This is a genomic window from Plantactinospora sp. ZYX-F-223, assembly GCF_039649625.1.
GTDB lineage: Bacteria > Actinomycetota > Actinomycetes > Mycobacteriales > Micromonosporaceae > Plantactinospora.
This window is the reverse complement of the sequence record NZ_JBDJAV010000092.1, coordinates 1-14,938: the sequence shown is the minus strand read 5'-3', so window position 1 is coordinate 14,938 and position 14,938 is coordinate 1. Positions and strand designations below refer to the sequence as shown.

Genomic DNA, 14,938 nt, shown 5'->3' with positions numbered 1-14,938 from the left:
CCGCCCGGTCGGTGGGGTTGGTGTCGCGTTCGTTCCACCGCAGCATCCGGGCTAGCCGGATTGCCACGTCCGGGATCATCGGTGGCGCCGTTCGGGCGAGTGCCTGGATCTCGTCTTCGGTCGTCGGGTCGAGTAGGTGGCGGGCCATCGGTAACGTCCCCCGTGCGTCCGGATGGCCGGGTGTGTTGGCGTTCAGGTTGTCGGCGGGGGTGGGGTCGCCGTCCGGCGTCGCTGCGCCGTTCAGCGTCCCCCGGTCGCCTTCTGGGCGACGGCGCGGGTTACGTGTCGTCTGGCTTGTGGCCATCTTCCTCCGCTGTGAATGCCGCCTGGCGTGTCCGCTGTGTTGTGGTCATGGCTGTTTGCCTTTCTGTGAGTTGAGAACGACGCGCGGGCGTTACTATCCGCGCTTCCCATAGCCTCAATTAACGGCCCATCCGTCAAAAGTCGACACAGGAGTATCGAGCCCCGGAACTGACCGGAAATGAGGTATGAGAAAGTTGGCAAATTCATGCTGATCTGTTCGCGTAAATGTGATAGCATCCAGCGATTTGGGTTACTGCTGCCTCCTGGGTTTGCTGCCACTGGCTAGCGTCCGGTAGTGGCTGGAAGCGAACAGGGATGGCGAAGCCTTGCCTGCTGCCTGCCCCGAGAGTAAACCGGATGGGTCGAGCGCGGACGTAGGCTACTGGGTCTGCGTGCCGTGTACTGCCCTCCTCTGTATATCAACTTCAGGCTTGGGGTCAGCGTTAAGCAGCCGAGGAGTGGCTGTCTTCATGGCCTCCCGCACCGCCTTTGGCCACTCCTTGTAGTTCTGCTGCACAACGGCTGGCCGAGACAGACTTTCGGCGGGTTTCTCTCCCTTGGGCCGGACCCGTCTAGCAGGACCACCCTGGAGCCAGTGGGCGCAAGGTAGCGATCACTCCGCAGGCCGACGTAGTTACTGTAGCCTGCGATGCCGACGTCCTGGCCGCCTACCGGCCCGCGAGGGAAGGCGGCGTCTTGGTGAAAGGTTTGCATGATCGAAGAGTTCTGCGGAAGCTGGTGCCTCAGTATGATTTGGGCGACCTGGCGGGATCATGTCTGCTACTGGTTTGACGGCCTGTTTGATTGGTAAATGAGGCGCAATGGCTGTAGGGGGATCATTCGTGTCTGGTGTGGGTTCTCTTTGGGCGCACAGTCCTGCTCCTGGGTGTGGCCGGTGGCATTCTCTTGCCGATCACCTTCGTGGCACTGCGGAGTTGGCGCGACGGTTTGCCGTCTCGTTCGGCGGGGGTGATGTGGCGTACTGGCTTGGTGCGCTGCATGACGTGGGTAAGGCGGCCTGTGCCTGGCAGGACAAGCTTGCTGCTGTCGCGTCCACCGGCGATGCGGTCGGTATCGATCACAAGTCACTTGGTACTCGGGTCGCGTACGAACGTGGGCTGGGTGGGTTTGCTGGTGCGATTTTCGGTCATCACGGTGGGCTGATCGATACGCCTAGCCTGCGTGCGGCGTTCCGGGGGAGGCTTGCCGAGGCACCCGGTAATGTGGCGTCTGCTGAGCGGGAACTGTCCGGACTGTTGCCGGACCTGCCGGAACGGCTCGACCAACTGGTGCCGGCGGGCTGGCAGGCAGATCCCCTGGTGGGGGAAATGGCGCTGCGTCTGTGCTATAGCGCTCTGGTCGACGCGGACAGCCTGGACACCAGCGCGCACTTTCAGGGGCTGGCGAGTCCGCGGTTGCGTCCAGACGCCGACTTCGGCCATCTCTACAAACTGTTCGATCAGCGGCGGCGTGGCGAACTCGCCGGGCGCGGCGGTACGCCGATCGGCAGTCTGCGGGAGCAGGTCTACGCGGACTGCCTCGCAGCGGCGGAGCGGGATCGTGGAGTGTTCCGCCTCGGTGCGCCGACGGGGGCCGGGAAGACCCTTGCGAGTGGCGGGTTCGCGCTCCGGCACGCGGAGAAGCACGGTCTTCGTCGAGTGATCGTCGCGGTTCCGTTCCTCACCATTACCGAGCAGAACGCTGCCGTCTACCGTCGGTTGCTCGACGAGGACGGCGCCGAGCCGGTCGTTCTCGAACATCACAGCCAGGCTGACTTCGATGATCCAAAGGTGGGCCGGTGGGCGCGGCTGGCGGCCGAGAACTGGGACGCGCCGTTCGTCGTCACCACCTTCGTCCGGCTGTTCGAGTCGTTGTACGCGCGTAAGCCGTCGGCGATGCGCCGGCTGCACCGGCTGACCAACTCGGTGATCGTGTTGGACGAGGTGCAGGCGCTGCCGCATGCCATGCTCGCGCCGATCCTCGACGGGCTCCGGCTGCTCGTGCGGCACTTCGGCACGACCGTGTTGCTCTCCTCGGCGACACAGCCGAGTTTCTGGGCCCTCGATGAGTTCAAGGACGTGCCCTGCACCGACCTGATCCCCGACACTGCAAAACTGGTCAGCGATCTGCGGAGGGTGCGGTACGAGTGGCAGCTCGACCCGAAGCCGACGCTGGCCGGCATTGCCGGCCAGGCCGCGTCGGAGCCGGCCGCGCTGGCCGTGGTCAACACGACTGCGGACGCGAAGGTGGTGTTCGACCAGTGGCGGGATGCGGAGCCGGAGGGTGTGGCTTGGCACCTGTCCACGCGGATGTGTCCGGATCACCGGCGGCGGGTGCTGGAGAAGGTACGGACACGCCTCAGCCGGGGTGAGCGAGTGCTGCTCGTGGCTACCCAGCTGATCGAGGCGGGGGTGGATGTCGACTTTCCGGTGGTGTTCCGCGCGTTGGCGCCGGCTGACTCGCTGCTTCAGTCGGCTGGGCGGGCCAATCGTGAGGGGCGGATGGCGGACGGTGGCCGGGTGGTCGTGTTCGCGCCCGAGGACGGTGGGCAGCCGCCCACGTACAAGACGTTGGTCGGCTGCGCCGGGCGCCAGTTCGGTCCGGACAGGGCCGACCCGGACGACCTGGCGGCGCTCGGCCGCTACTACCGCGACGTGTACGACCTGCTTAACCTCGCTGACGGTCAGCACGTCGGGCAGCGTATTCAGCAGGCGCGGCGGCGGTGGGAGTTCGAGACCGTGGCGGAGGGCCCTTTGGATGCGAGCACCAAGCGGCGGGATCGGAAGCTGGCGTTCCGGATGATCGACGATGACGGGATCAGCGTGGTGACGCCGCAGGGTGCCGAGACACCTGAGTTGCGGCGTGAGCTGGAGCAATTGGTCGAGGAACTGCGCCGGGCGCCGGTTCCGGACCTGGCGGGGCTGCGGCGGTTGCAGGCGTACACGACGAACGTGCACCCGAGCGCGCTGCGCCGGCCCGGCGTTATGGCGCTGATGCGGCCGATCTTCGGCAACGACGTGCGCCGAGGCGTGCTGGTCGAGTGGGTCGGCGAGTACGACGACGCCACCGGCATCAGCATCGACCCGAACCTGGAACAGTTCGTAGTTTGATCACGCTGTTGAACAGCGACGTTGTCGATCCTATTCGTCTGTCAACATTGCTTATTGATCCATGACTCTCTCTGATTCTTGATCAATGCTGGCGCCCAATTTCCCGGCGGCGCGGAAAGTGTCGTACCGCTGAGGCATGCTCGCACCCGTTGTGCGAGGGGTTCGCTGATCTCGTGATTCAGTGAATTATCGATCGTATGTTCGATTGGCTCTCATCTGATGTGGAGGGATCCGTGCTGTGAGGACGGATGTGGTCAACGGGCTGACCCTGAGACGAAGCCCGGAGGGTGATCTGCCGGTTGTTGTGCAGGTCGGTGGTGAGGCGGCGCTGTTCTCGCGGCCGGAGTTGAAGGTGGAGCGGGTCAGCTATCCGGTGATGACCCCATCGGCTGCGGTGGGTGTGCTTGAGTCGATCTTCTGGAAGCCGGAGATGCGGTACCAGATTGTGGCGATCGAGGTGCTCAAGCCGGTGAAGCAGTTTACGGTCCGGCGCAACGAGACGTCTGATGTGGCGCCGCTGTCCGAGGCGATCAAGGGCATCCGGCGGGTGGACACCGCCGCGCACCGCGACCAGCGCAATGCCGTCTGTCTGCGTGATGTGGCGTACCGGATCCACGCCCACATTGGACTGGCCGCGCATGCGGACAAGCCGGTGGCGGCGTATCGGGACCAGCTTCGGCGTCGGGTGCGCAAGGGGGCGTGTTTCCAGCGGCCGTACCTCGGCACCCGCGAGTTCAGTGCCGACTTCGGCTGGCCGGACGACACCCCGCGTGCGGACGTCAACGAGGAGATCGGCATCATGCTGCACTCCATTCATCGTGACGGGAGGCCTGGTCAGCCGCGGATGGAGTGGTTCGCCGCCCGGGTCGTCGCCGGCGTGCTCTACGTGCCTGAGCATGGAATGGAGTTGGCGCTGCCGGTGGAAGGCGTGGTGACGTAGTGCTGCTGCAACGGCTGGTGGAGTACGCCGATACCAGCGCCGACGTCGTCCCGGCGTTCTTCGCCCGCAAACCCGTGCGGTGGAGCCTGGACATCGACGCGAACGGCGTACCCCGGGGTGACCTTGTCAGCATGGCGGACAAGGACGACCCGCAACGTCGTTTCGGTACGGTCCGGTTGGTGCCGGCGGTGACCCGGACCGTCGGTATCTCGCCCGTACTCGCGGTCGACAACGGCGAGTACGTCTTCGGCTGGACCTCCGAGGGGGGCGCCAAGCCCGACCGGGTCGCGAAGCAGCACGACGCCTTCCGCGCCCTGATCGGCGAGTGGGCCGCCGCCGAACCTGACGGCGCGGGCCCGGCTATCGCCGCCTTCTACCGCAACGGGCACGCCGGAAGACTCACGCCGCCGGACGACTGGAGCAGGGGTGACCTGATCGGCTTCTCGGTCGACGGGGTCTACGCGGCGGATACCGGCGCGGCGCGGCGGTTCTGGGCCGGAGTCGCTGGTGACCGGAAAGGTTCCGGCCGGTCCGGCTTGTGTCTGGTCTGCGGGCAGGTGCAGCCGTTGCTCAAGACCGTGCCGCAGCAGATTCCTCGGCGGTGGGTGCCTGGCGCCACGCAGAGTGCGTCGCTGGTCAGTATGAACGAGGCTGTGCACGGCTACGAGCTGCAGAAGTTTCTCACCAACACCCCGATCTGCACCGACTGCGGGCTTAAGTTCATGACCGCGCTGACTGGTCTGCTCTCCGACCCGCTGCACAGCACCGCTCTGTCCGGCCAGAACGCCCGGCTTGCCTGGTGGGTGCTGGGCGGTTCGACGTTCGACCCGTGGGCGACGGTCGAGCAGTTGGACCCGACCGTGATCCGGAACCTGATCGCAGGTCCCGTCAGTGGCGAGGAAGCGGCGGTCGACGATCTGTCCCGGTACTGCTCGGTGACCGTGGGCGGCAACGTCGCCCGGGTGGTCGTACGGGACTGGGTCGAGCAGCCGATTCGTCAGGTTAAGGACAACATCCGGGCCTGGTTCGCCGACCACGAGATCGTCGACGCCTGGACCGGCGAAGTTGTACAGGTCAAGATCTCGCAGTTGGCGCGGGCGGCTGGGAGGTTCGAGACCGGACGCAACGGCGGTCCCGGGACGTGGACGAAGTTCGGGGCGTCCGGGGAGCATCGCCCGCCGGACCTGTTCCATCGGCTGCTCGGTGCCGCGCTGCTCAACCGGCTGTTGCCGCCGAAGCTGCTCAACCATGTGATCAACCGGATCCGTATCGACGGCCGGCTCGACCCCGCGCGCGCCGCACTGATCCGACTCGCCCTGCGCCGCCATCCAAACCTTCAACACGAACGAGAGAGGCTGACGCCGACCTTGAATGTGGAGAACAAGCAGCCGGCCTACGTGTCCGGCCGCATCTTCGCCGTCATGGACGACCTGCAACGGACCGTGTTCCGGGTCGCCAACCAAAGGCTGAACACGACCTTCGCCGAACGCTACTTCGGCCGGGCCATCGACAACCCGCAGGTCGTCATCGTCTCCGGCCGCCGCAACGTGCAGGCGTGGCTCAAACGGCTGCGCGGACCGCTGCGCCGGCCGAACTGGTCGGAGGCGTACGAGCGCCGACTCGACGACCTGTTCGTCCAGCTCGACGCGATCCCGCGCGGTGCCGTGCTGACCGACAAGGCCGAGTTCATCCTCGGCTACCACCAGCAGCGGGCCGAGATGCGGACCGAACGACTCGCGGCAGCTGCGAACAAGAAGAAAACCGACCTGCCCCCGGAGCCCGACGACGCGGCGCCGAGCACCGACGACGAAGGAGACGACGCATGACCGCCGCACACCTCGACCCGACCCGCCGCCACGACGCCGTTCTGCTCTTCGACGTCAGCGACGGGAACCCGAACGGGGATCCGGACGCCGGCAACCAGCCGCGTACCGACGACGAGAGCGGACAGGGGCTGGTCACCGACGTGGCGATCAAGCGCAAGATCCGCGACACGGTGTCGCTGCTGCGCGGTGACGACCCGCGCTACGGCATCTTCGTCGAGGCCGGCTTCGCGCTCAACACCCGGATCGAGGAGGCGTTGAAGGCCAACCCGGGCAAGGCCGAGCAGGCGCAGCGGTGGATGTGTGAGCACTACTTCGACATCCGGATGTTCGGCGGCGTGCTCAGCACCGGCAAGGGCGGCGGCGCCGGTCAGGTACGCGGCCCGCTCCAACTCACCTTCGCCCGCAGCATCGACCCGATCCTGCCCACCGACCACACCATCACCCGGGTCACCCAGACCCGGCAGGACGACATCGACAAGGGGGAGCGTACGGAGATCGGCTCCAAGTGGACGGTCCCGTACGGCCTGTACCGGGCGCACGCGTTCTACTCCGCGCCCCGCGCCGCGAAGACCGGCGTTACCAGCGACGACCTGGCCGCGCTGTGGCAGGCCATCACGGTCATGTTCGACCATGACCGGGCCGCCACCCGGGGTGAGATGAAGCTGTGCGGCCTGTATGTGTTCAGCCATCCCGACGCGTTCGGCGTCGCCCCGTCGGCCGCCCTCACCCAGCGAATCACGCTCAGGCGGGTCGACGACAACAAGGCGCCGCGCGCCCACACCGACTACAGCCGCAGTATCGATGGGTCGGGGCTGCCGGACGGTGTGGAGCTGACCAGGCTGGTCGATCTCTGGCCGTGACCGACGACCACCCGACGGACAGCGGCGCCGACCTGCGGGAGGTGCCGCTGTCCGCGCTCGAGCACTACGCCTACTGCCACCGGCAGACCGCTCTCATCCATGTGGAGGGCGTCTGGTCTGAGAGCGTCGAGACGGTACGCGGCGACCTCAGCCACACCACCGTCGACCTACCCGGAATCCAACGCCGCCGGGGCCTCACCGTGATCCGGTCACTACCAGTGTGGAGCCACACCCACGGCCTACGCGGCATCAGCGACATCGTCGAATTCGAGAAGGGTACGGCAACACCGGTCGAATACAAGGTCGGACGCTACAAAGCCGGCGGGCCTGCCGAACTGCAACTCGGCGGGCAGGCACTCTGCCTCCTCGAAGCCGGCTTCGACGTACCAACCGGGTATATCTACTCGGTCGCCGAACGGCGCCGACACCCCGTACCCATCGACGCCGACCTGCTCGACCGGGTCGTGGCCGCGACCGTCGCCGTACGCCGACTACTCGACACCCCGACACTGCCGGCGGCACGCAACGACGCCCGCTGCAGGCGCTGCTCCCTACGCGAGGACTGCCTGCCCGAACTGACCGACGGCCGGCGGCAGACCGGACCCGACCTGTTGACCCCACGACCATTGGGACAGTGGCGTGACTGAACTACTCAACACCCTCTACGTGCAAACCCCCGGCACCAGCCTGCACCTCGACGGCGACACCGTCCGGGTCTACCACCCCGACCAGCCCGGACGCCGACTGCTGCCACTGGTCCGACTCGACCACCTGGTCCTGTTCGCCGGCGTGACACCCAGCGACGACCTCCTGCTGCGCTGCGCCGACGACGGCCGCTCGGTCAGCTGGCTCACCGGCAGCGGACGATTCCGGGCCGGCCTGGTCGGCCCCACCCACGGCAACCCCCTGCTCCGCCAAGCCCAACACCGGACCGCCGACACGCCCGAGCGGCAACTACCGATCGCGACCGCCATCGTCGCCGGCAAGATACACAACGCCCGACAAGTCTTGCTCCGCGCTGCCAGGGACACCAGCGGACACCGGCAGACCGCACTGCGGGCCAGCGCCGAACTCCTCGCAGGCCGGCTCGACCTACTCGCCACCGCAGCCCGCACCGACGAAGTGCTCGGCGTCGAGGGCATCGCCGCCCGCGACTACTTCGCCGCCATGCCATACCTCCTCGGCGACAACAAGGACTGGAAAGCGTCCGGGCGGAACAAACGACCACCCACCGACCCGCTCAACTGCCTACTCTCCTTCCTGTACGGCATGCTGCGCGTCGCCGTCCACGGCGCACTCGACCAAGTCGGACTCGACCCCTACATCGGCTTCCTCCACGCCGTCCGACCAGGCAAACCCGCCCTCGCCCTCGACCTGATGGAAGAGTTCCGCCCCCTCCTGGCCGACCGACTCGCCCTCACCATGCTCAACCGACGCGAACTCACCCCCACCCACTTCGAACAACTACCAAACAGCGCCTACCGGCTCACCGACGGCGGACGCAAAACCGTGCTCGCCGCCTGGCAGCAGAGCAGACAACGCACCTGGCCACACGCCCAACTCGGCCGAGAGGTACCCGCCGCACTACTGCCACTGGTACAGGCCCGACTCCTCGCCCGACACCTACGCGGCGACCTGGCCACCTACCAGCCATGGACGGTGAACTAGGCCATGGACCTGCTCGTCACATACGACGTCGAAACGGTCACCCCGAAAGGGCAACGCCGACTACGCAAAGTCGCCAAGATCTGTGAGGCGTACGGCCACCGCGTGCAGAAGTCGGTGTTCGAAGTCGTCTGCCGCGACACCGATAAGGTACGCCTAGTCGCCGCACTCCAAGAGGTCATCGACCCCACCCAGGACAGCGTCCGAATCTACCGACTGCCCGCTCACGCGCTCGACGACGTCGAACACCTCGGAAAGCCACGACTCATCGACCCACGAGGACCGCTGGTGATCTAGGAACCCCAAGTGAACACGGGAGCCCAGGGGGTTCCGAACCAAGAAAAACGGATCAGATGAACAAACCGGACCGCGAGCGAGTCGAAGGCCATCGTCAGATCGCTATCTCCGCTGCTCGCGAACCGCTGCGCCCGGACCCCGCGCCGGGCGAGGATCGCAACGACGAGGGGGCGCTCGCCTGGGCCGGCGTCGCCCAGCTGCGCCCGGACCCCGCGCCGGGCGAGGATCGCAACACGATCGAGGCAGTCCGCGCCCCCGCACCGCTGATCGCTGCGCCCGGACCCCGCGCCGGGCGAGGATCGCAACCTCTCCGGTGTCCAGCCGGTCTGGCCACCTCCGCACCGCTGCGCCCGGACCCCGCGCCGGGCGAGGATCGCAACCGAGCGTCGGGCATCAGGTCATCCACGGTGCGCGGGTGCTGCGCCCGGACCCCGCGCCGGGCGAGGATCGCAACATGCCCGGCCCGCGCTGCCCGCTGCACACACCGGCCGGCTGCGCCCGGACCCCGCGCCGGGCGAGGATCGCAACAAGCTTGGTACGTGGAAGACCGAGAAGCGCGCGACGGTAGCTGCGCCCGGACCCCGCGCCGGGCGAGGATCGCAACTCCTTCCCCTAGGCCACGGTGACGAGCACCGAGACGAACAAGCTGCGCCCGGACCCCGCGCCGGGCGAGGATCGCAACCGCATTCACCGGCCGCGTCAGAGACGGTGGTCGACCCACGGCTGCGCCCGGACCCCGCGCCGGGCGAGGATCGCAACCGCTCCCGCAGATCCCACGGCGAACCAACCAACCGAAGGCTGCGCCCGGACCCCGCGCCGGGCGAGGATCGCAACCGGCACCGATGCGGCAGCTTTGATCCACAGGCCGAGCTGCGCCCGGACCCCGCGCCGGGCGAGGATCGCAACGGTCCGCGCCGTGTATCCGAGACACCAGGGCCCGGAGCTGCGCCCGGACCCCGCGCCGGGCGAGGATCGCAACGCGCTCCTCGAACGGGACGACCCAGGGGTGGGTGCCGGTGCTGCGCCCGGACCCCGCGCCGGGCGAGGATCGCAACGTGTTGCTGACCTACCGGCCCGACGCGCCGGCAGGGATCGCTGCGCCCGGACCCCGCGCCGGGCGAGGATCGCAACACAGGGTGCGGGGTCGGGGGTGGCGAGGATCAGTGCGAGCTGCGCCCGGACCCCGCGCCGGGCGAGGATCGCAACCCCCGAGTTGGGCCTCCATGTCCTCCCACTGGTGAGCATGCTGCGCCCGGACCCCGCGCCGGGCGAGGATCGCAACGACTGACCGTACTGCCACTTGATCTTTTTGTCGTCGATGCTGCGCCCGGACCCCGCGCCGGGCGAGGATCGCAACGTCGGGTGTCGCGGTGGCGTCCGCCACCGCAGTCACCGCGCTGCGCCCGGACCCCGCGCCGGGCGAGGATCGCAACGGGTTGACCGGGCGGCCCTTGATGACCCGGAACGGGGCTGCGCCCGGACCCCGCGCCGGGCGAGGATCGCAACCGCTGTCTGGGCAGCGGGTACTCCCGCAGGTGCGCGTCGCTGCGCCCGGACCCCGCGCCGGGCGAGGATCGCAACGAGCTGAAACCGGCGGCGGACGAGCTGGCGAACCGGCTGCTGCGCCCGGACCCCGCGCCGGGCGAGGATCGCAACTATAGAAGAACCCTCCCTACCCTCCGGAGACCTATCAGGCTGCGCCCGGACCCCGCGCCGGGCGAGGATCGCAACTCGTCGCTGGCGGTGGAGTACACCTCGCCGTCGAGTTTGCTGCGCCCGGACCCCGCGCCGGGCGAGGATCGCAACACCTTGGTCTCGACGGCCGGCGCGGGCGCCGGGACGGGCTGCGCCCGGACCCCGCGCCGGGCGAGGATCGCAACTTGGCCAGCACCGCGCAGACCGCCTCCCAGGTCTCCATGCTGCGCCCGGACCCCGCGCCGGGCGAGGATCGCAACGACGGGCGTGCCGGCTGGGCCGCGACGGGCTCGGTGCCGCTGCGCCCGGACCCCGCGCCGGGCGAGGATCGCAACACCTGCACCCGGTGCTCGCCCCGCTCGGAGGTGTACCGGTGCTGCGCCCGGACCCCGCGCCGGGCGAGGATCGCAACCAGGTCAGGGGGCACAGTCGATGCACTCGCCGAGCGAGCGCTGCGCCCGGACCCCGCGCCGGGCGAGGATCGCAACTCGCGCTACTGAACGACCAACAGCGATTGCGCGCCAGGCTGCGCCCGGACCCCGCGCCGGGCGAGGATCGCAACTGGGGATTCCTTGACCTAGTGGACCGACGACTACGTCGCTGCGCCCGGACCCCGCGCCGGGCGAGGATCGCAACGGCGGCCCGGCATCCGTCTCGGACTCGACGGCGCGGGAGCTGCGCCCGGACCCCGCGCCGGGCGAGGATCGCAACATGCCGGGGTTGCCCTCCAGCAGGTACGGCGACTTGAGGCTGCGCCCGGACCCCGCGCCGGGCGAGGATCGCAACCCGGCCGCCCGGGTCCAGTCGGCCAACTCCTCCGGGCTGCGCCCGGACCCCGCGCCGGGCGAGGATCGCAACCGGATGATCGCCGGCCACCGCCAGCGCGGCCAGCAGTAGCTGCGCCCGGACCCCGCGCCGGGCGAGGATCGCAACGCCGTTCCGGCCCGCCGTCGGGCAGGCCGAGCCATTGCTGCGCCCGGACCCCGCGCCGGGCGAGGATCGCAACCCCGGGTTCTCCAGGGGAGACGACCCCCAACGTCCCGGGGCTGCGCCCGGACCCCGCGCCGGGCGAGGATCGCAACTCCACCACGAACGCCTTGTACGGACGACCGCGCAGCTTGCTGCGCCCGGACCCCGCGCCGGGCGAGGATCGCAACCTGGCGGGCCAGCACAGCCGCGCGGCGGGCCTCGAGCTGCGCCCGGACCCCGCGCCGGGCGAGGATCGCAACCACCGCTACGTGGTCGGTGACATGCTCCAGGTGCTCGAGCTGCGCCCGGACCCCGCGCCGGGCGAGGATCGCAACTGGCTCGGGTGATTCCGATCCGATCCCGAGCCCACTCGCTGCGCCCGGACCCCGCGCCGGGCGAGGATCGCAACATCACGTCTCCTATTCGTAGCTGAGTCCGTCTAGAAGCTGCGCCCGGACCCCGCGCCGGGCGAGGATCGCAACCGGGCCGGGGAGACGGTGTGCAGCTCGGCGCGGCGCGCTGCGCCCGGACCCCGCGCCGGGCGAGGATCGCAACGTCCCGCTCGCAGAAAGTGCAGGTCGAAACCGTGCCGTGGCTGCGCCCGGACCCCGCGCCGGGCGAGGATCGCAACGGCCGAGCCTCGGGCCGCGGCGGCGCCGGGTACAGCCAGCTGCGCCCGGACCCCGCGCCGGGCGAGGATCGCAACGACGACCCCCGCTTCGTCCTGGTCCACGCCGACGAGTGGCTGCGCCCGGACCCCGCGCCGGGCGAGGATCGCAACCATGATCGGCCGGTGTAGTCGCGTCCGCAGAGCGCGCGCTGCGCCCGGACCCCGCGCCGGGCGAGGATCGCAACCGCCCGGACGGGATCGAGTCCGGCCAGCCCCCCGTCGCTGCGCCCGGACCCCGCGCCGGGCGAGGATCGCAACGACGGTGAACGCGGCGACCTTGCGGCCGTCGGTGTCGAGCTGCGCCCGGACCCCGCGCCGGGCGAGGATCGCAACTGGAGCACAACGCACCGCTGGCAGTCAGCTTCGGAGGCTGCGCCCGGACCCCGCGCCGGGCGAGGATCGCAACTCGATCATCGCCAACCCGGAGCACCAGGGCGAATGGAAGCTGCGCCCGGACCCCGCGCCGGGCGAGGATCGCAACGAGGAACCGGCGTTGACCCGGGTCACCGTCGCCGCGCTGCGCCCGGACCCCGCGCCGGGCGAGGATCGCAACTACCGCGCCCAGCTCGACCGGCCCGACGGCGCGTCGCCGCTGCGCCCGGACCCCGCGCCGGGCGAGGATCGCAACGTGCCGGTGCAGGTGCGAATCCTGCTTGTGCTGGCCGCGGCTGCGCCCGGACCCCGCGCCGGGCGAGGATCGCAACAGACGTCCGTCCGTGGGAGGTCAGATACCTCTAGGTGCTGCGCCCGGACCCCGCGCCGGGCGAGGATCGCAACGAGCCGGATCCGGGTGTCCGGCGGAACCTCGGGGATCGCTGCGCCCGGACCCCGCGCCGGGCGAGGATCGCAACCCCGACGAAGACGGCCGCCGAGGGGGACGACTCCACGTGCTGCGCCCGGACCCCGCGCCGGGCGAGGATCGCAACTCCGCGAGGCTGGTTACCTCGTCCCTCTCGCCCTGGCTGCGCCCGGACCCCGCGCCGGGCGAGGATCGCAACAGCCCAAGAAACCACGACGTATCTCCCGACATCTCGGCGCTGCGCCCGGACCCCGCGCCGGGCGAGGATCGCAACATCCATCGCATCTCAGGTTCCGTAAGCCGTCGGGTTGGCTGCGCCCGGACCCCGCGCCGGGCGAGGATCGCAACTAGCCAACTTCCTCCCCCTCTTCCTCGTCCTCATCCGAGCTGCGCCCGGACCCCGCGCCGGGCGAGGATCGCAACGCGGTTGCCGTCAACGAGAATCGTTGCTTTCAACATCGCTGCGCCCGGACCCCGCGCCGGGCGAGGATCGCAACGACCTGTATCCGGGCGAGCCGACCGCCGCTGACCTGTCCGGCTGCGCCCGGACCCCGCGCCGGGCGAGGATCGCAACCCGGCGTACGAAAGGAAGATATCGACCGGGAAACGTGGATGCTGCGCCCGGACCCCGCGCCGGGCGAGGATCGCAACCGTGATCCGCGACCTGATGCGCGGCGTACAGGGCGACGCTGCGCCCGGACCCCGCGCCGGGCGAGGATCGCAACCCGATCTGGACTCGCTCGAAGGGCCGTCCGACACTGAGCTGCGCCCGGACCCCGCGCCGGGCGAGGATCGCAACCGATTTTGGTCGAGTTCGATACGTGCGCTCCAGCAGCTTGCTGCGCCCGGACCCCGCGCCGGGCGAGGATCGCAACATTGAGAACTCCACAGAGGCAGCGTTGACCGGTCTGCAAGCTGCGCCCGGACCCCGCGCCGGGCGAGGATCGCAACGGCCCGAGGACACCGCGCCGCTGGCCGTGCTGGTCGACCTGCTGCGCCCGGACCCCGCGCCGGGCGAGGATCGCAACTCGATCCGCCCGGCCGGTACGCGGCCCTGCTATTCGGTGCTGCGCCCGGACCCCGCGCCGGGCGAGGATCGCAACAGGGCGGGATGCTCGCGTCCGCGGCGCTGGGCCTGTGCGCTGCGCCCGGACCCCGCGCCGGGCGAGGATCGCAACTTGATAGCGCCGTTGGGCTTGGTGGTGGCGGCCAGGGCTGCGCCCGGACCCCGCGCCGGGCGAGGATCGCAACTACGACGTGCAGCGTGAGCTGACCAGCGCACGGCGGGCTGCGCCCGGACCCCGCGCCGGGCGAGGATCGCAACGTCAAGGCCATGGACACGATCCGGTTCGCGGTAGTCGGCTGCGCCCGGACCCCGCGCCGGGCGAGGATCGCAACACCGGCTCCGGAACGTGGATCAAGCCGCCAGGGATGGCTGCGCCCGGACCCCGCGCCGGGCGAGGATCGCAACCGCTAGCTCATGAAGTTGATGCCGGACCAGTTGCCGAGCTGCGCCCGGACCCCGCGCCGGGCGAGGATCGCAACCAACAGCGCGGCAGCCTGTTCTAGCTTGGCACGTGCGGCTGCGCCCGGACCCCGCGCCGGGCGAGGATCGCAACCCGGCAAGCCTGTGACCAGGCAAAACGTCAGGGCCGCGGGCTGCGCCCGGACCCCGCGCCGGGCGAGGATCGCAACCAGCGTCCGCAATACGATCGGATCGTGAACACCGGCGCTGCGCCCGGACCCCGCGCCGGGCGAGGATCGCAACGTGCCGCGCACGAACCATCCGGCGTCCGTCCGGGGT

At 69.7% G+C, this 14,938-nt stretch carries 7 protein-coding genes and 1 CRISPR repeat array; all 7 genes read left to right on the top strand.

Annotation, left to right across the window (positions count from 1 at the left end; translation table 11 throughout):
* The first annotated feature begins 1,124 nt into the window (after positions 1-1,124).
* The 7 genes from cas3 (at position 1,125) to cas2 (ending at position 9,001) form a co-directional block, all read left to right on the top strand.
* A complete protein-coding gene (cas3, locus tag AAH979_RS41310; RefSeq protein WP_346263572.1) occupies positions 1,125-3,413 on the top strand; it encodes a CRISPR-associated helicase Cas3' in 2,289 nt (762 codons plus the stop codon).
* A 250-nt stretch (positions 3,414-3,663) separates the two neighbouring features.
* Entirely contained in the window at positions 3,664-4,353 is a 690-nt protein-coding gene (gene cas5c, locus AAH979_RS41305; RefSeq protein WP_346263573.1) for a type I-C CRISPR-associated protein Cas5c, read from the top strand.
* Positions 4,353-6,179 carry a type I-C CRISPR-associated protein Cas8c/Csd1 gene (gene cas8c, locus AAH979_RS41300; RefSeq protein WP_346263571.1) on the top strand — a complete coding sequence of 609 codons (1,827 nt, stop codon included), beginning with the start codon at positions 4,353-4,355 and terminating at the stop codon, positions 6,177-6,179. Before cas5c ends, cas8c begins: the two co-directional genes overlap by 1 nt.
* Positions 6,176-7,039: a type I-C CRISPR-associated protein Cas7/Csd2 gene (cas7c, locus tag AAH979_RS41295; protein ID WP_346263570.1), complete on the top strand. Its 864-nt coding sequence runs from the start codon at positions 6,176-6,178 to the stop codon at positions 7,037-7,039. The genes cas8c and cas7c overlap by 4 nt, the downstream gene beginning before the upstream one ends.
* Complete coding sequence (cas4, locus tag AAH979_RS41290; protein ID WP_346263569.1) at positions 7,036-7,686, top strand: CRISPR-associated protein Cas4; 651 nt, start codon at positions 7,036-7,038, stop codon at positions 7,684-7,686. The genes cas7c and cas4 overlap by 4 nt, the downstream gene beginning before the upstream one ends.
* Complete coding sequence (cas1c, locus tag AAH979_RS41285; RefSeq protein WP_346263568.1) at positions 7,679-8,707, top strand: type I-C CRISPR-associated endonuclease Cas1c; 1,029 nt, start codon at positions 7,679-7,681, stop codon at positions 8,705-8,707. Before cas4 ends, cas1c begins: the two co-directional genes overlap by 8 nt.
* A 3-nt stretch (positions 8,708-8,710) precedes the next feature.
* On the top strand, positions 8,711-9,001 hold the full coding sequence (gene cas2 / locus AAH979_RS41280; protein ID WP_346263567.1) for a CRISPR-associated endonuclease Cas2: 291 nt from the start codon (positions 8,711-8,713) through the stop codon (positions 8,999-9,001).
* Positions 9,002-9,125: 124 nt separating this feature from the next.
* Positions 9,126-14,902: a CRISPR direct-repeat array (repeat unit 37 nt; unit sequence GCTGCGCCCGGACCCCGCGCCGGGCGAGGATCGCAAC).
* Positions 14,903-14,938 lie beyond the last annotated feature (36 nt).